This is a genomic window from Pseudomonas sp. CM25 (assembly GCF_013179705.1).
Taxonomy (GTDB): Bacteria; Pseudomonadota; Gammaproteobacteria; order Pseudomonadales; family Pseudomonadaceae; genus Aquipseudomonas.
Window position 1 is genome coordinate 21835 of record NZ_JABMCW010000015.1, and the last position, 17150, is coordinate 38984.

18 protein-coding genes are annotated in these 17150 nt (G+C 63.4%); 14 read left to right on the forward strand and 4 right to left on the reverse strand.

All coding sequences use genetic code 11. The annotated features are described in order from the left end of the window. Positions 1-3 precede the first annotated feature (3 nt). Both ftsB and ispD read left to right on the forward strand, forming a co-directional pair. Positions 4-285: a cell division protein FtsB gene (ftsB, locus tag HP546_RS03260; RefSeq protein ID WP_172219556.1), complete on the forward strand. Its 282-nt coding sequence runs from the start codon at positions 4-6 to the stop codon at positions 283-285. Then, positions 282-989 (forward strand): 2-C-methyl-D-erythritol 4-phosphate cytidylyltransferase, encoded by a 708-nt coding sequence (gene ispD / locus HP546_RS03265; protein ID WP_172219558.1) that lies wholly within the window; start codon positions 282-284, stop codon positions 987-989. The genes ftsB and ispD overlap by 4 nt, the downstream gene beginning before the upstream one ends. A 134-nt stretch (positions 990-1123) precedes the next feature. On the opposite strand, the gene HP546_RS03270 is transcribed toward ispD, so the two are convergent. Beyond that, positions 1124-2020, reverse strand: coding sequence for a LysR substrate-binding domain-containing protein (locus HP546_RS03270; RefSeq protein WP_172219560.1), 897 nt, complete (start codon positions 2018-2020; stop codon positions 1124-1126). Positions 2021-2127: 107 nt separating this feature from the next. On the opposite strand from HP546_RS03270, the gene HP546_RS03275 reads away from it, so the two are divergent. The 8 genes from HP546_RS03275 (at position 2128) to rpoS (ending at position 9411) form a co-directional block, all read left to right on the forward strand. Then, the gene (locus HP546_RS03275; protein ID WP_016712915.1) at positions 2128-3240 is read left to right on the forward strand and encodes an S-(hydroxymethyl)glutathione dehydrogenase/class III alcohol dehydrogenase; all 1113 of its coding nucleotides are present in this window, start codon (positions 2128-2130) and stop codon (positions 3238-3240) included. Positions 3241-3248: 8 nt separating this feature from the next. Further along, positions 3249-4103: an S-formylglutathione hydrolase gene (fghA, locus tag HP546_RS03280; RefSeq protein WP_172219562.1), complete on the forward strand. Its 855-nt coding sequence runs from the start codon at positions 3249-3251 to the stop codon at positions 4101-4103. Positions 4104-4279: 176 nt separating this feature from the next. Next, positions 4280-4753 carry a 2-C-methyl-D-erythritol 2,4-cyclodiphosphate synthase gene (gene ispF / locus HP546_RS03285; RefSeq protein WP_172219564.1) on the forward strand — a complete coding sequence of 158 codons (474 nt, stop codon included), beginning with the start codon at positions 4280-4282 and terminating at the stop codon, positions 4751-4753. Further along, on the forward strand, positions 4750-5808 hold the full coding sequence (gene truD / locus HP546_RS03290) for a tRNA pseudouridine(13) synthase TruD (protein WP_172219566.1): 1059 nt from the start codon (positions 4750-4752) through the stop codon (positions 5806-5808). The genes ispF and truD overlap by 4 nt, the downstream gene beginning before the upstream one ends. Continuing rightward, positions 5796-6545: a 5'/3'-nucleotidase SurE gene (surE, locus tag HP546_RS03295; RefSeq protein WP_172219568.1), complete on the forward strand. Its 750-nt coding sequence runs from the start codon at positions 5796-5798 to the stop codon at positions 6543-6545. The genes truD and surE overlap by 13 nt, the downstream gene beginning before the upstream one ends. 35 nt (positions 6546-6580) lie before the next feature. Then, on the forward strand, positions 6581-7219 hold the full coding sequence (locus tag HP546_RS03300; protein WP_172219585.1) for a protein-L-isoaspartate(D-aspartate) O-methyltransferase: 639 nt from the start codon (positions 6581-6583) through the stop codon (positions 7217-7219). Positions 7220-7436: 217 nt separating this feature from the next. After that, positions 7437-8294 (forward strand): peptidoglycan DD-metalloendopeptidase family protein, encoded by an 858-nt coding sequence (locus HP546_RS03305; RefSeq protein WP_172219570.1) that lies wholly within the window; start codon positions 7437-7439, stop codon positions 8292-8294. A 109-nt stretch (positions 8295-8403) separates the two neighbouring features. Further along, positions 8404-9411 carry an RNA polymerase sigma factor RpoS gene (gene rpoS / locus HP546_RS03310; RefSeq protein ID WP_003252351.1) on the forward strand — a complete coding sequence of 336 codons (1008 nt, stop codon included), beginning with the start codon at positions 8404-8406 and terminating at the stop codon, positions 9409-9411. Positions 9412-10011: 600 nt separating this feature from the next. Here rpoS and fdxA read toward each other — a convergent pair. Continuing rightward, the gene (gene fdxA / locus HP546_RS03315) at positions 10012-10335 is read right to left on the reverse strand and encodes a ferredoxin FdxA (protein ID WP_172219572.1); all 324 of its coding nucleotides are present in this window, start codon (positions 10333-10335) and stop codon (positions 10012-10014) included. A 140-nt stretch (positions 10336-10475) separates the two neighbouring features. Next, on the reverse strand, positions 10476-13049 hold the full coding sequence (mutS, locus tag HP546_RS03320; protein WP_172219573.1) for a DNA mismatch repair protein MutS: 2574 nt from the start codon (positions 13047-13049) through the stop codon (positions 10476-10478). Between the two features lie 187 nt (positions 13050-13236). Between mutS and HP546_RS03325 the strand changes: the two genes are divergently transcribed. From HP546_RS03325 to recX, 4 genes are all read left to right on the forward strand, one after another. Further along, positions 13237-14304: a hypothetical protein gene (locus HP546_RS03325; RefSeq protein ID WP_172219575.1), complete on the forward strand. Its 1068-nt coding sequence runs from the start codon at positions 13237-13239 to the stop codon at positions 14302-14304. A gap of 54 nt (positions 14305-14358) precedes the next feature. Then, positions 14359-14841: a CinA family protein gene (locus tag HP546_RS03330; RefSeq protein ID WP_172219577.1), complete on the forward strand. Its 483-nt coding sequence runs from the start codon at positions 14359-14361 to the stop codon at positions 14839-14841. 103 nt (positions 14842-14944) lie between these two features. Continuing rightward, entirely contained in the window at positions 14945-16012 is a 1068-nt protein-coding gene (gene recA, locus HP546_RS03335; protein ID WP_172219579.1) for a recombinase RecA, read from the forward strand. Positions 16013-16033: 21 nt separating this feature from the next. After that, positions 16034-16504 (forward strand): recombination regulator RecX, encoded by a 471-nt coding sequence (gene recX / locus HP546_RS03340; protein ID WP_172219581.1) that lies wholly within the window; start codon positions 16034-16036, stop codon positions 16502-16504. Positions 16505-16625: 121 nt separating this feature from the next. Here recX and HP546_RS03345 read toward each other — a convergent pair. Next, positions 16626-17150 (reverse strand): LOG family protein (locus HP546_RS03345; protein WP_172219583.1); only part of this gene is annotated, 525 nt, incomplete at its 5' end.

Sequence of the window (17150 nt, forward strand, 5' to 3'; positions counted from 1 at the left end):
ATCATGCGCAGTCCTTATTGGTTGTTCCTCGTCCTGCTCCTGCTGCTGGGTGGCCTGCAGTACCGCCTGTGGGTGGGTAATGGCAGCCTCGCGCAAGTGACCGAGCTACAGCAGCAGATCGCCGAGCAGCATGCCGAAAACGAGCGCCTGCTCGAGCGGAACCGCGTGCTCGATGCCGAAGTGCTGGAGTTGAAAAAAGGCATGGAGACCGTTGAAGAACGGGCTCGCCACGAATTGGGAATGGTCAAAGAGGGCGAAACCCTCTTCCAGTTGCCACAGAAATGATCGATACCTTGCCGGCCTTCTGGGCCGTGATTCCTGCTGCGGGCGTAGGTGCCCGCATGGCTGCCGACCGCCCCAAGCAATACCTGGAGCTGGCCGGGCAGACCCTTCTTGAGCACAGCCTCGACTGTTTTCTTGGCCATCCCGCGCTCAAGGGCGTGGTGGTCAGCATTGCCGAAGATGACCCCTATTGGCCCGGCCTGCGCTGCGCCCGTGATTCGCGCATCCAGCGCGCGGCGGGTGGCCGCGAGCGTGCCGACTCGGTGCTGAACGCGTTGCTGTTGCTGCATGCCCAAGGGGCGGCGGACAGCGACTGGGTGCTGGTGCACGATGCCGCGCGGCCGAACCTGGCGCGCAGCGACCTGGACAAGCTGTTGTCGGAGCTGGCGGACGACCCGGTGGGCGGCCTGCTGGCGGTGCCGGCACGCGATACCCTGAAGCGTGCCGACAGCAATGGGCGAGTGAGCGCCACCGTTGATCGCAGTACGATCTGGCAGGCGTATACACCGCAGATGTTCCGCCTGGGGGCCCTGCATCGGGCGCTGGCCGAGTGCCTGGTGTCGGATGTGGTGGTGACCGATGAGGCCTCTGCCATCGAATGGTCCGGCCAGGCGCCGCGGCTGGTCGAAGGGCGCAGTGACAATATCAAGGTGACCCGGCCGGAAGACCTGGAGTGGCTGCGCCAGCGTTGGTCGGGTAGACGCTGAGCTCGCTGGGTCCGCTTCGCGGCCCAATCGCCGGCAAGCCAGCTCGCACAGTAACCGCGATGCCCTCAGGTCTGTGGGGACCCTGTGGGAGCTGGCTTGCCGGCGATTGGGCCGCGAAGCGGACCGCTTTGCAATCAGATCCCGCGATACTCCGGTAACCCCGCCAACCCTTCCTTCAGGTAATCCACCAGGCGCCGCACCTTCGGCGACAGGTGCCGCTGCTGCGGATACAACGCCCATACCGCAGTATTCGGCGGCTGGTGCGCCTCCAGCAGCGAGACCAATGCGCCGCTGTTGAAATGTTCCCGTACGTAATAGTCCGGCAACTGGCACAAGCCGATGCCTTGCAATGCCGCATCCAGCACCGCCTGACCGCTGTTGCAACGCCAGTTACCCTGAACCCGCTGGCTGATCTCGCGGCCGTCCTGCTGCAACGCCCACAAGTCCGAGCTGCCCACCAGGCAGTTGTGCCGCGCCAGCTCCGACAGGCTGTGCGGTCGGCCATAGCGCTCCAGGTAAGCCGGCGAGGCACACAGGTACATGCGTCGGGGCGCCAGGCGGGTGGCCACCAGCCGCGAGTCGGCCAGCCGGCCCAGACGGATCGCCAGGTCCATGCCTTCATGCAGCAGGTCAAGGGTGTTGTTGCTCAGTTCAACGTCCACCCGCAATTGCGGGTACAGCGCCATGAACCGCGTCACCAGTGGCACGATGAAACGCTCGCCGTAGGCCACCGCGCAGGTCATGCGCAGCAGCCCTTTGGGCTCGCTGGCCAGGTCACCCATGGCGCGCAGGGCTTCCTCACGGCCATCCTGCAGGCGCTGGCAATGCTGCAGAAAGGTCTGCCCGGCCTCGCTCAGGGTTACCCGGCGGGTGCTGCGGTACAGCAGGCGTGTTTGCAGGCGCTCTTCCAGCCGGGCTATCTGCCGGCTGATGTGCGACGAGGAGACGCCCAGGCGTTCGGCTGCCGCCGTGAACTGCCCCGACTCGGCCACGGCGACGAATTCGTCTATGCCTTCCCAGCGGCTGCTCATGGATTATCCCTGTATGGCAATAATGTTTTGTCTTGGCCCGGATTATTCATCAAATGAGGGTGAATTACACTGCCAGCCTGAATCGCCACTCTGTCTGGAGACCTTTGATGATCAAGTCCCGTGCTGCCGTAGCCTTTGAAGCCAAGAAACCCCTGGAAATCGTCGAAGTCGACGTGGCCATGCCCAAGGCGGGTGAGGTGCTGCTGCGCGTGGTCGCCAGTGGTGTCTGCCACACCGACGCCTACACCCTGTCCGGTGCCGACCCGGAGGGGATCTTCCCGTCGATCCTCGGCCACGAAGGCGGCGCGATCGTCGAAGCGGTAGGTGAGGGCGTGACCTCGGTGGCCGTCGGCGACCATGTGATCCCGCTGTACACACCGGAATGCGGCAAGTGCAAGTTCTGCCTCTCGGGCAAGACCAACCTGTGCCAGGCCATCCGTGCCACCCAGGGCAAGGGTCTGATGCCGGACGGCACCACGCGCTTCTCCTATAAGGGCCAGCAGCTGTTCCACTACATGGGTACCTCGACCTTCTCCGAGTACACCGTGCTGCCGGAAATCTCGGTGGCCAAGATCCAGAAGGAAGCGCCGCTGGAGAAGGTGTGCCTGCTGGGCTGCGGCGTCACTACCGGCATCGGTGCGGTGCTCAATACCGCCAAAGTCAAGCCGGGTGACACCGTGGCCATCTTCGGCCTCGGCGGCATCGGCCTGTCGGCAGTGATCGGTGCGGTGAAGGCCAAGGCCTCGCGCATCATCGCCATCGACATCAACCCGGCCAAGTTCGAGATCGCCCGCCAGCTGGGCGCCACCGACTGCATCAACCCGAAAGACTACGACCGGCCGATCCAGGAAGTCATCGTCGACCTCACCGACGGCGGCGTGGACTTCTCCTTCGAATGCATCGGTAATGTCCAGCTGATGCGTGCGGCGCTGGAATGCTGCCACAAGGGCTGGGGCGAATCTGTGATCATCGGTGTAGCCGGTGCCGGCCAGGAAATCGCCACCCGTCCGTTCCAGCTGGTCACCGGCCGCGTCTGGCGCGGTTCGGCGTTCGGCGGCGTGCGCGGCCGCAGCGAGCTGCCAAGCTACGTGGAAATGTCCGAGAAGGGCGAGATTCCGCTGGATACCTTCATCACCCATACCATGGGGCTGGAAGACATCAACAAGGCCTTTGACCTGATGCACGAAGGCAAGAGCATCCGCAGCGTGATCCACTTCTGAGGTGAGCCATGAGCCTGGATAACATCTCCTGCCAGAAGAGCTTCGGCGGCTGGCACAAGCGTTACCGGCATCACTCCAAGGTGCTGGGCTGCGACATGGTATTTGCCGTGTACCTGCCGCCGCAGGCGGAGCAGGGTGAGAAGCTGCCGGTGCTGTACTGGCTCAGCGGCCTGACCTGCACCGACGAGAACTTCATGCAGAAGGCCGGCGCCCAGCGCCTGGCCGCCGAGCTGGGGCTGATCATCGTTGCCCCGGACACCAGCCCGCGTGGCGAGCAGGTGCCGGGTGACCCGGACGGTGCCTGGGACTTCGGCCTGGGTGCCGGCTTCTACCTCAACGCGACTCAGCAACCCTGGGCCCAGCACTACCGGATGCACGACTACGTGGTGCAGGAGTTGCCGGCGCTGATCGAGGCGCACTTCCCGGCATCGGCCGAGCGCAGCATCAGCGGCCACTCCATGGGCGGGCATGGTGCGCTGGTGTGCGCCTTGCGCAACCCGGGGCGGTACCGCTCGGTGTCCGCGTTCTCGCCGATCAGCAACCCGATGGATTGCCCGTGGGGCGAAAAGGCCTTCAGCCGCTACCTGGGTGAAGACCGCGCGCGCTGGCGTGAATGGGATGCCAGCGTATTGCTGGCCGAAACCCCTGCTGGGGAGTGCCCGCCGTTGCTGGTGGACCAGGGCGACCGTGACGACTTCCTCGAGAAGCAGCTCAAGCCCGAAGCGCTTGAGCAGGCGGCACGCAAAGGCGGCCATGAGCTGACCCTGCGCCTGCAGCCTGGCTATGACCACAGCTACTACTTCATTGCCAGCTTCATCGAAGAGCACCTGCGTCATCATGCGGTGGCGCTGGGGCGGGTGTAGGGCATAGCCAAGGTGTTTGCCTCATCGCCAGCAAGCCAGCACCCACAGGTATTTCACAGGTCTGATCGGCTGTGGTGATCCTGGGGGAGCTGGCTTGCCGGCGATGGGCTGCGAAGCAGCCCCTATGCCTCAAAAGCAGGTAGAATCACGCCCTGACTCATTCAGGGCGTTTTTTTATGCGTATTGGCCACGGCTACGATGTGCACCGCTTCTGCGACGGTGATTTCATTACCCTGGGCGGGGTGCGTATCCCGCACAAATACGGCCTCCTGGCCCACTCCGATGGCGACGTACTGCTGCATGCCCTGAGCGACGCCTTGCTCGGCGCGGCAGCGCTGGGCGACATCGGCAAGCACTTCCCCGACACCGACCCGCAGTTCAAGGGCGCCGACAGCCGCGCGCTGCTGCGTCATGTGGTCGCTATCGTCCAGGCCAAGGGCTGGAAGGTTGGCAACGTAGACGCCACCATCGTCGCCCAGGCGCCGAAAATGGCCCCTCATATCGAGACCATGCGCCAGCTGATCGCCGAAGACCTCAAGGTTGAACTCGACCAGGTCAACGTCAAGGCCACCACTACCGAGAAGCTTGGCTTCACCGGCCGCGAGGAGGGGATCGCCGTGCATTCGGTTGCCCTGCTGCTGCCAGCATGACTGAACTCGAACTGCTGGGCCCGCGTGCATCGGGCGAACCACTGGGCACTGCCGTGCTCAAGGCTGTGGCGGAAGACTTCCAGGTCGACGAGGTGCTGGATATCCCGCTGTCCGGCCAAGGCGAACATCTGTGGCTGTGGGTCGAGAAGCGCGACCTGAACACCGAAGAAGCCGCCCGCCGCCTGGCTCGCGCTGCTGGCGTGCCGGCGCGCAGTATCAGCTACGCCGGGCTCAAGGACCGTCAGGCGCTGACCCGCCAGTGGTTCAGCCTGCACCTGCCAGGCAAGGCCGACCCCGACCTGTCGCGGGCCGAAGACGCCAGCCTGCGTGTGCTCAAGCAGGTGCGCCACCAGCGTAAGCTGCAGCGTGGTGCGCATTCGGCCAACGGCTTCACCCTGCGCCTGACTGCGCTTGCCGCTGATCACCAGGCCGTGGATGCACGCCTGGCACAGCTCAAGCAGCACGGCGTGCCCAACTACTTTGGCAGTCAGCGCTTCGGCCACGGCGGCGGCAACGTCCACGACGCCCTCGACTGGGCTGCACGCAAGGCCCTGCCCGAACAGCGCAACGTGCGCTCGCGGCTGCTGTCGGCCGGGCGCAGCTACCTGTTCAACCAGCTGTTGGCCGCGCGTGTGGCCGAGGGTAGCTGGGCGCAGGCCCAGGTTGGCGACCTGCTGGCGTTCACCGACAGCCGCAGCTTCTTTGCCGCGGGCGAGGCGGAATGTGTCGACCCGCGCCTGGCGATTCTCGACCTGCACCCGACCGGCCCGATGTGGGGCGAGGGCGCTTCGCCGGCCAGCGGCGCCACCGCGCAGCTTGAAAATGCTGTCGGCGCACGTCAGCCGGCACTTTGCCATTGGTTGGCCCTTGCGGGCATGGATCACGAACGGCGTATTCTGCGGCTCCCTATTGGCGGCCTGACGTGGCATTATCCCGAGCCTGATATCCTGCAACTGGAATTCGTCCTGCCGGCCGGATGCTTCGCCACCGTGGTGGTGCGCGAAGTCGTGGATCTGGTGTCGGCAGGGCAGACGGACAGCCCATGCGTATTCTGATTTCGAACGACGACGGTGTTACCGCACCAGGCCTCGCCGCGCTGCACGCTGCGCTGGCGGATTATGCCGAGTGCGCGGTGATCGCCCCGGACCAAGACAAGAGCGGCGCCAGCAGTTCGCTGACGCTCGACCGGCCACTGCACCCGCAGACCTTGGCCAACGGCTTCATCAGCCTCAACGGCACGCCGACCGACTGCGTGCACCTGGGGCTGAACGGGCTATTGCCGTACACGCCGGACATGGTCGTGTCGGGGATCAACCTCGGTGCCAACCTGGGCGATGACGTGCTGTACTCCGGCACGGTCGCCGCAGCACTGGAAGGCCGCTTCCTCGGCGGTACTTCGCTGGCGTTTTCGCTGCTGTCGCGCCAGCCGGACAATCTCCCTACTGCCGCGTATATCGCCCGCCGCCTGGTTGAGGCACAGTCGCGCCTGGAGCTGCCACCACGCACTGTACTCAACATCAACATCCCCAACTTGCCGCTGGAGCACATCCGTGGCATCCAGCTCACCCGCCTGGGGCACCGGGCCCGGGCGGCGGCGCCAACCAAGGTGGTCAATCCGCGCGGCAAGGAAGGCTACTGGATCGCTGTGGCCGGTGATGCCGAGGACGGCGGCCCGGGCACCGACTTCCATGCGGTGATGCAAGGCTATGTATCGATCACCCCGCTGCAGCTCGACCGCACCTTCAATGACGCCTTCGAACAGCTCGACGGCTGGCTGGAGGGCGTGCTCTGATGCGCGAGGACGATATGCTGCGGCGTGGTATCGGCATGACCTCCCAACGTACCCGGGAGCGGTTGATCCAGCGCCTGTGCGAAGAAGGCGTTGCGAACACCAAGGTGCTCGACGTGATCCGTCGCACCCCGCGGCATCTGTTCGTCGACGAAGCGCTGGCGCACCGCGCCTATGAAGACACCGCGCTGCCAATCGGCCACAACCAGACCATCTCGCAACCGTTCATGGTTGCGCATATGAGCGAGTTGCTGCTCGAGGCCGGCCCGCTGGACAAGGTGCTGGAAATCGGCACCGGCTCGGGTTACCAGACGGCGATCCTGGCCCAGCTGGTCGAGCGGGTCTTCTCGGTAGAGCGAATCAAGGTGCTGCAGGACCGGGCCAAGGAGCGCCTGGTGGAACTGAACCTGCGCAACGTGGTGTTCCGCTGGGGCGACGGTTGCGAGGGCTGGCCGGCGCTGGCGCCGTACAACGGCATCATCGTCACCGCCGTGGCGCCGGAGGTGCCGCAGGCGCTGCTTGACCAGCTGGCACCGGGTGGCCGCATGGTGATCCCGGTGGGGCCAGCGGGCGAAACCCAGCAGCTGATGCTGATCGTGCGCGAGGAGCATGGGTTTTCCCGTCGCGTGCTGGGCGCCGTGCGTTTCGTGCCGCTGCTCAATGGCCCGCTGGCCTGAGCAGTGCAGGCGCGAGCCACGCGGTATTTTTACGCGCTCGGCGAATTCTTGCAGTTTCACCCTGTCTATCTGGCGGAGTGCTAGCGCGCAACGAGCGCCGGGGTATTGCGAATGCCTTTGATACCCGCCTGCCAATACCGGCCGGCTTGGTTATAATTGCAACAATATTGCATTTCTTGTCTTCATATCGTTTTTCGGCACCATGAGGGGAGCGCGGGTGGGTCACACAGTCATTCGGCAGCGCAAGGACGGGTCGGGCTTCAAGCTTCTGCTGATTGCATTGGCCATGGGCACGTTCCTGGCGGGTTGCTCGAGCACCAGCAGCAACAGCGCGCGGGTGGTCGACCGCAACAACACCGTGCCCAAGCGCCCGACGGTGACCTCCGGCCAATACATCGTCAAGCCAGGGGATACGCTGTTCTCGATCGCCTTCCGTTATGGCTGGGATTACAAGGAGCTGGCAGCCCGCAACGGCATCCCGGCGCCTTACACCATTCGCCCGGGCCAGCCGATTCGTTTCAGCAGCGGTTCCACCAGCAGCACCACGGTGGTGTCCAGCCCGTCCTCGTCAAGCCGCACCACGGTCACCCGGCGCCCTGTTGGCAGCCCTGCCCCGGCGCCCGCCAACACCGGCAAGCCAGCTACGCCGACACCTTCCACCAGCGCGCCGGTGGTGGCAACCGTGCCGGCTGCGGAGCGCGCAGTAGGCGGCTGGACCTGGCCGGCCAACGGTGTGCTGATTGGAAAATTTGCTTCAAACGGTAGTTTGAATAAAGGCATTGATATCGCCGGTGATTTGGGACAGCCTGTTTTTGCTGCGTCTGATGGTGCAGTGGTCTACGCCGGGAGTGGTTTGAGGGGCTACGGCGAGCTGATCATCATCAAGCACAGCGATACCTACGTCAGTGCCTACGGTCACAACCGCAGGCTGTTGGTTCGGGAGGGGCAGCAGGTCAAGGCAGGGCAGTCGATTGCTGAAATGGGGTCCACGGGCACTGATCGGGTGAAGCTGCATTTCGAGATTCGCCGCCAGGGCAAACCCGTCGATCCGCTCCAGTTCCTGCCACGTCGTTGACCTTTGTACCCCCGCCTGTTCCTGTGATGTAGAGGGGACAGGCTCTTGCGCTGCCAGGGATGAAGGTGCCGCTCGAGTCTGAGTTCGAACTCAGCAAAGGACTATAACAATGGCTCTCAGTAAAGAAGTGCCGGAGTTTGACATCGACGATGACGTCCTCCTGATGGAGACGGGAATCGTTTTGGAAACGGATGTGGTGTCAGACGAACCTGCTGTATCTTCGGTTCGGACGAGGGCCAAGTCGGGCTCTTCGCTCAAGCAACACAAGTACATCGATTACAGCCGGGCGCTCGATGCCACCCAGCTGTATCTCAACGAGATTGGTTTCTCGCCTCTGCTTTCGCCAGAAGAGGAAGTGCACTTTGCGCGCTTGTCGCAAAAGGGCGACCCTGCTGGCCGCAAGCGCATGATCGAAAGCAACCTGCGCCTGGTTGTAAAAATTGCCCGTCGTTACGTGAATCGTGGCCTGTCGCTGCTCGACCTGATCGAGGAGGGCAACCTGGGGCTGATCCGTGCGGTCGAGAAGTTCGATCCGGAACGTGGCTTCCGTTTCTCGACCTATGCGACCTGGTGGATTCGCCAGACCATCGAGCGGGCGATCATGAACCAGACGCGCACCATTCGCCTGCCAATCCACGTGGTCAAGGAGCTGAACGTCTACCTGCGCGCCGCGCGTGAGCTGACCCAGAAACTCGATCACGAACCCTCGCCAGAAGAAATCGCCACCTTGCTGGAGAAGCCGGTCGCCGAGGTCAAGCGCATGCTCGGCCTGAACGAGCGGGTCTCTTCGGTAGATGTGTCGCTCGGCCCTGACTCGGACAAGACCCTGCTCGATACCCTGACCGATGATCGCCCGACCGACCCGTGCGAACTGCTGCAGGATGACGACCTGTCGCAGAGCATCGATCAATGGCTAGGCGAGTTGACCGACAAGCAGCGTGAAGTGGTGGTGCGCCGCTTCGGCCTGCGTGGGCATGAAAGCAGCACGCTGGAGGATGTTGGCCTGGAGATTGGCCTGACCCGTGAACGGGTGCGGCAGATTCAGGTAGAAGGGCTCAAGCGCCTGCGCGAGATCCTTGAGAAGAACGGCCTGTCCAGCGAGTCGTTGTTTCAGTAGCTGAGGCTGCAACATTAAAAACGCCCCGATAGCCTCGGGGCGTTTTTGTGTGCGTCATTTTCGCAGCACAAGGCTGCTCCTGCAGAGATACAGGATCATGCAGGCCCTCCCGGTCTCTTGTGGGAGCAGCCTTGTGCTGCGAATGGGCGGCCAAGCAGCCCCAAAATCTGCCAGCCACAGCAGATGTCGAATATGTACTGCGCCACCCCGGTAACATTGCATGTAAGCCTTTTCTTACTTGTTTTGTAAGCTATCTATGCATGCCTCAGTAAATCATTGTCGTTTCCAGCGCCTGTATTTTTCCAAGCCATTGAAAGTCATGGATTATTCGGCCGTGAGGAAATGTGTCCAGTGCAATACCTTGTGAGGTTTCGCGCTTGCTCGCTCAGCTCAACCCGCTAGTATTCGAACTGTGCACAGGGACATGCACAGGCTTTCAGGATGAAGGCCAGGGACATCGCAAGAAGCGATTTCATCAGGACGATGTTCAGGACAAGCAGGGACTACGGAAAAAAATGTGGGCGGGTCAAACCGCCCCTTTTTTTTGCCCGCAGAAAAACAAAAAAGGCCCCGAGGGGCCTTTGTCGTGTCCGGGTGCTATCAGCGCGCCAGGTCTGCAATCTTGCCAGTCTTGCCGTCCCATTCTGCAGCGTCCGGCAGGGCTTCCTTACGCTCGGTGATGTTCGGCCAGACTTCCGCCAGTTCGGCGTTCAGCTCGATGAAGTTCTCCATGCCCGAAGGCACTTCGTCTTCCGAGAAGATGGCTTGCGCTGGGCACTCCGGCTCGCACAGAGCGCAGTCGATGCACTCGTCCGGGTGGATGACCAGGAAGTTCGGGCCTTCGTAGAAGCAGTCCACCGGACAGACTTCCACGCAGTCGGTGTATTTGCATTTGATGCAGTTGTCGGTGACGACGAAGGTCATTTCTAGTTCTCTCCTCAGGCGACGGCGGCGGCCCTTCCTCTCAGGGCCGCGCGGTTTACAGGTATGTGGCTGCAGGCCAGGCTAGTAACCTGCAGCACCAGCAAACCGCGGCGGATTCTACCAGCTTGTAATGGGCGCCGTTATAACAGGTTCTTTAGTTGATATAGCATTTCGATAGCTTGACGCGGGGTCATGTCGTCAAGTTGCAGCTTGCCCAGCTTGTCGATGGCCGGGTGGGGCAGGCTGGCGAACAGATCGCTCTGGTGCGGAACCTGTGGCGCGTCCTTCGCTTTCTGCGCTGCTGGCTGTTCATGTGGCAGGCTGGTGGTTTCCAGGCGCCCCAGGTGTTCGCGGGCACGCTGGATGACCACCGTCGGTACGCCGGCCAGTTGCGCCACGGCCAGGCCGTAGCTCTGGCTGGCGGGGCCAGGCAGCACGTGGTGCAGGAACACGATGCGCTCGTTGTGCTCGGTGGCGTTCAGGTGCACGTTGGCCACCAGTGGCTCGCTTTCGGGCAGCACGGTGAGCTCGAAATAATGCGTGGCGAACAGCGTGTAGGCACGCAGCTGGGCCAGGCGCTCGGCGGCGGCCCAGGCCAGCGACAGGCCGTCGAAGGTGCTGGTGCCGCGGCCCACTTCGTCCATCAACACCAAGCTGCGGTCGGTGGCATTGTGCAGGATGTTGGCGGTTTCGCTCATCTCGACCATGAAGGTCGAGCGCCCACCGGCCAGGTCGTCGCTGGAGCCGATGCGGGTGAAGATACGGTCGACCAGTGACAGCTCGCAGGAGGCCGCCGGGACGAAGCTGCCGATGTGCGCCAGCAGCACGATCAGGGCGGTCTGGCGCATGTAGGTGGACTTACCGCCCATGTTCGGGCCGGTGATGATCAGCATGCGGGTGCTGTTGTCCAGGCCCAGGTCGTTGGCCACGAACGGCGTTGTCAGTACCTGTTCCACTACCGGGTGGCGACCTTGCTCGATGCGCAGGCACGGTTCATCGACGAAGCGTGGGCAGTTCAGGTCGAGGTTCAGTGCCCGCTCGGCGAGGTTGCTGAGCACATCCAGTTCGGCCAGCGCGGCGGCGCTGTCCTGCAGCGGCGCCAGGTGGCTGATCAGGGTTTCCAGCAGCGCATCGTAGAGCATCTTTTCGCGGGCCAGGGCGCGGCTCTTGGCCGACAGCGCCTTGTCCTCGAACGCTTTCAGCTCGGGGGTGATGAAGCGCTCCGCGCCCTTCAGGGTCTGGCGCCGGATATAGTCGCCCGGTGCCTGCTCGGCCTGCTTGGTAGGCAGTTCGATGAAGTAGCCGTGCACGCGGTTGTAGCCGACCTTGAGGTTGGCAAGACCGGTGCGCGCCTTTTCCCGGGCTTCTAGGTCGATCAGGAACTGGCCGGCGTTTTCGCTGATCGCCAGCAGATCGTCCAGTTCGTTGTCATAGCCCGCCTTGAGCACGCCGCCATCGCGGATCACCGCCGGCGGGTTGTCGACCACAGCCCGCTCCAGCAGGCTGGCCAGCTCCGGATAGGTGCCGGTGATGGCGGCCAGGCGTGCCAGGTGTGGCGCCTCCAGCTCGGTCATGGCGTTTTGCAGCTCGGGCAGCGCGCCGAGGGCATCACGCAGGCGGGCCAGGTCGCGAGGACGGGCATTGCGCAGGCCGATTCGGGCGAGGATCCGCTCGATGTCGCCAATTTCCTTCAGCTGTGGCTGCAGCTTCTCGAACCGGTAGCTGTCGAGCAGGCAGCGGATCGAATCCTGACGCGCCTGCAGCACCTTGAGGTCGCGTAACGGGCGGTTCAGCCAGCGGCTCAGCAGGCGGCTTGCCATGGCGGTCTGGCAGCGGTCGATTACCGACTGCAGGGTGTTGTCACGCCCGCCCGCCAGGTTGATGTCCAGCTCCAGGTTGCGGCGGCTGGCGCCGTCGAGGATCACCGTGTCGTCCAGGCGCTCGTGGCGCAGGCTGCGCAGGTGCGGCAGGGCGGTACGCTGGGTTTCCTTGGCGTAGGTCAGCAGGCAGCCGGCGGCGCCAATGGCCAGGGTCAGCTTGTCGCAGCCAAAGCCCTTGAGGTCCTTGGTCGCGAACTGCTGGCACAGCGCCTTGCGTGCCGAATCGCGGTCGAAGTCCCACGGTGCACGGCGGCGGGCGCCCGGGCGTTTTTCGGCAGGCAGGTCGCGCGGCCAGTCGTCGGGGATCAACAGTTCGACGGGGTTGAGGCGCTCGAGTTCGGCCAGCAGGTTTTCCCAGCCCTTGATCTCCTGCACGCTGAAGTTGCCGCTGGTGATGTCGAGCACGGCCAGGCCGAACAGGCGCTCGTCGCCCAGCAGCGCGGCAATCAGGTTGTCGCGGCGCTCGTCGAGCAGCGCCTCGTCACTGACCGTGCCTGGGGTGATGATGCGCACCACCTGGCGTTCGACGGGGCCCTTGCTGGTGGCCGGGTCGCCTATCTGCTCACAGATCACCACCGATTCGCCGAGCTTGACCAGCTTGGCCAGGTAGCCTTCCAGCGAATGGAACGGAATTCCGCACATGGGAATGGACTGCCCGGCCGACTGACCGCGCGCGGTCAGGGTGATATCCAGCAGTTTCGCGGCCTTCTTCGCATCTTCGTAGAAGATCTCGTAGAAGTCGCCCATGCGGTAGAACATCAGCTGGTCCGGGTGCTGGTTCTTCAGCTTCCAGTACTGCTGCATCATCGGTGTGTGTGCGGAAAGATCTGACATTCAGGGCCTTACAGCGGGTGATCTGGTTGGCGATGGTAAACCCGCAATGGTACAGGCTTTTTCGTTACGATGCAGGCGCCCGCGATGGGGCATGCGCGCGCAGCCCGGCGGGCAATGGTGGAGCTGCAGCGCGTTAGTCTCTAGAATGCGCGGCCCTCGATGAATGCCGTTAGCCGTGATTTGCGCGATGAATGTGTCCAGCCCTGTCCCTCATGTAAAGCAACAGCTGATCTACCTCCTTTATGGCGATCGCCGTATCTATCAGCTGGAAGCCAAGCTCAGCATCCTTACCGCCCTGGCACGTTGCAAGCCGGCGGAGTTGCCCACGATCCGAGTACTCACCGACCAGCCACAAGCCTTTGTCGGCTGGCCGGTGGAAGTGATCAGCCTGGACCCGCAGACCCTGCACGCATGGACCGGCGACGGCGGCTACACCCACCGACGCAAGGCATGCGCCATCGCCCTGGCCGGGAAGTGGGCAGACAAGACAGTGTTCATCGATACCGATACGGTGTTCCTGCAGTCGCCGCTGAAGCTGTTCAGCCAGGTCGATGCCGGGCAGTTCCTGGTCGACGAAGTGGAAATGAGCTGGGCCGAGGCCTCGCGCTGCGCGGACTACGGTAATTTCAGCGCAGGGCTGGCCGAGGCGGGCGATGCCCCGGCCGCTGATTTGCGGCTCTGCAACAGCGGTGTGATGGGTTTCACCCGCTGCAATGTCGGCGTCGCCGAGCGCGCTATCCCGCGCATCGATGCCTGGACGCCTTATGCCGGTGACCTGCACACCATTGAACAGATCGCCTTTTCCTTCGAACTGCACGGGGCGCAGCTCAATGAGGCGCGTGGCGTGATCAGCCACTACTTCGCGATGAAGCAGTACGTGCATGCCATCCTTGAAATTTTCTTCGCCAGACAGGGCGAAGGCTTCCATCCAGGAATGCCGGGCCTGGCCGTAAAAGTGCCGGCGCATCGCCCGGTGCCGTCGTGGCTGTCGCGGCTCTCGGTCAAGTGGAGTCTCAAGGGGGTGCCGCGGGAGCTGCGCGGCATCGGGCGCAAGCTGTTGTATGGCAGCGTGATGAGCCGTGACGACTACCAGCGCGCCTGCAAGGTGGTCTGGTGGCGTTCGGCAATTGAAGACATGCGCAAGCTCGACGGCCTGGACTGGAGCCAGGCATGGCCTGAAGGGCTACCGCGGCTCGGTCGGCGTGACGAGCGTGCGTTCAGCGAAATTGCCCGGGACAGCCTGCAGGTTTCCTGAGCCAGGGCGCTGTGCAGGGTGGTAGGGTAGAGGGCAGCCTTCAAGGAGCCCGACATGGACCCGATCACCACGCTTGCCATCCGCCTGGGTGAGCACCTGCGCCGCTTTAGCGCGCAGGTCACCACCGCCGAGTCCTGCACCGGCGGTGGCATTGCCGAGGCCATCACCCGCGTACCCGGCAGCTCGGCCTGGTTCGAGGCCGGCTACGTAACCTACTCCAACGCCCAGAAAACCCGCCAGCTCGGGGTGCCTGAGGCGTTGTTCGGTCAGGTCGGCGCAGTCAGTCAGGAAGTGGTCGAAGCCATGGTCCGTGGTGCGCAGGCCGCCAGCGGCGCGCGCTTCGCCGTGGCGGTGAGCGGCGTGGCCGGGCCGGACGGCGGTTCGCCTGCCAAGCCGGTAGGGACCGTGTGGCTGGCCTGGGGTGACGGTAGCCGTGTAGTGACCGAACGCCGGCACTTCAACGGCGACCGCGATGCGGTGCGCCGACAAACGGTGATCGCCGCGTTAGACGGCTTGTTACAGCTTGGTGCCGAGTAAATCGACGACAGGGGTTTGCGCGGGCGCTGGCCTGTGGAATAATACTGGCTACTTATACAGTTATTGCGGCCATCAGGGCCAAGTCGAACACGTGAGGATTTCAATGGACGACAACAAGAAGCGCGCCTTGGCTGCGGCCCTGGGTCAGATCGAACGCCAATTCGGCAAAGGTGCGGTCATGCGCATGGGTGACCATGAGCGCCAAGGTATTCCTGCCATCTCCACCGGTTCCCTGGGGCTGGATATCGCCCTGGGCATCGGCGGCCTGCCGAAAGGCCGTATCGTCGAGATCTACGGCCCGGAATCGTCGGGTAAGACCACGCTGACTCTGTCGGTCATCGCCGAAGCCCAAAAAAGTGGTGCTACCTGCGCCTTCGTCGACGCCGAACACGCCCTCGACCCCGAGTACGCCGGCAAGCTGGGCGTCAACGTCGACGACCTGCTGGTTTCGCAGCCGGATACCGGCGAACAGGCCCTGGAGATCACCGACATGCTGGTGCGCTCCAACGCCGTTGACGTGATCATCGTCGACTCCGTGGCCGCGCTGGTACCCAAGGCCGAGATCGAGGGCGAAATGGGCGACATGCACGTGGGCCTGCAGGCTCGCCTGATGTCCCAGGCGCTGCGCAAGATCACCGGTAACATCAAGAACGCCAACTGCCTGGTCATCTTCATCAACCAGATCCGTATGAAGATCGGTGTGATGTTCGGTAGCCCGGAAACCACTACCGGTGGTAACGCCCTGAAGTTCTACGCGTCGGTCCGCCTGGACATCCGCCGTACTGGCGCAGTCAAGGAAGGCGACGAAGTGGTTGGCAGCGAAACCCGCGTCAAGATCGTCAAGAACAAGGTTTCGCCACCGTTCCGTCAGGCCGAGTTCCAGATTCTCTACGGCAAAGGCATCTACCGTAACGGCGAGATCATTGACCTGGGTGTTTCCCAAGGCCTGGTCGAAAAATCCGGTGCCTGGTATGCCTACAAAGGCAACAAGATCGGTCAGGGCAAAGCCAACGCTGCCAAGTACCTGGCTGAGAACCCGGCTATCGGTACCGAAATCGAGAAGCAGATCCGTGAAAAGCTGCTGAAAGCCGGCGCTGCGGGTGAAGCGAACAAGGCTGCCGCCGCGGACGCCAGCGCCGACGACGTCGCTGATGCTGAAGCCGGTTATTGATTGCTCGGTAGTTAGTCGAACATGTCCGCCGTACTCGACACCCCCGTCGCCATCCGGCGGACAGCCATGGACCTGCTCGCGCGACGTGAGCACGGTCGCGTCGAGCTGACGCGCAAGTTGCGTCAGCGCGGCGCTTCGGATGAGCTGATCGAGCCCGAGCTCGACCGGCTTGCCGAAGAAGGGCTGCTCAGTGAAGCCCGCTACCTCGAAAGTTTCATCAGGTACCGTTCCGGCTCTGGCTATGGCCCTGCGCGCATTCGCGAAGAGCTGGGTCAGCGTGGCTTGGCGCGTGCTGATATCGACCAGGCGTTACGCGAGAGCGAGATCGACTGGCGCGAGCGCCTGCGTGAGGTGTGGCAGCGCAAGTTTGCCGGGCAGCCGCCGCATGACCCGCGCAGCCGCGCCCAGCAGACCCGGTTCCTCGCTTACCGGGGGTTCCCGATGGACATGATCGGCCGGCTGCTCAGCGGCCGGGATCTCGACGATTACTGACGGCTGGCGCTGCGCTGTCGCGCAGAGAGCTGATGCTGGGCGCACCGCGTACCCTGTGGGAGCGGGCGCTTTTTAAATTTTGCGCAAGACAGTTGCTCCTACAGGTAGGATCGACCCGTTATCAACTGACCTTCAACGCCTCCCTGGCCCGCTGCGTGGTATGCATTGGCTGCGGCTTGGCCCAGTTCTCCGACAGGTTGATAAAATCCACCAGCTCGCGCAGTCGGCCCTGATCCCGACCATTGAAAGCAAATGACAGGCGGGTCAGGTGGCTGTAATTGCCCACCTCATGTTCCGCACTGCTGTCCGCCTGCTGGTGATACCTGCCGCTCAGGCGCAAGTCGGCAAAGCCCTCCTGGATCTCATGCAGCGCCGCGTCGCTGAGCGGGTGATGCATGCGGATCACGAACTGGCTCTTCAGCCAGCGGCTGGAGTGATAGTTGCTGTAGAACTGGTTGATTTCCTCCACGGCCTCGTCGGCGCTGTGCACCAGGCGCACCAGCTTCAGGTCGGTGGGCAGGATGTAGCGGTTTTCTTCCAGCTGGCGGCTGATGAAGTCCAGGCAGTCGCGCCAGAAGCTGCCGCCGGGCGAATCCAGCAGCACCACCGGAACCAGCGGGCTCTTGCCCGTCTGGATCAGGGTCAG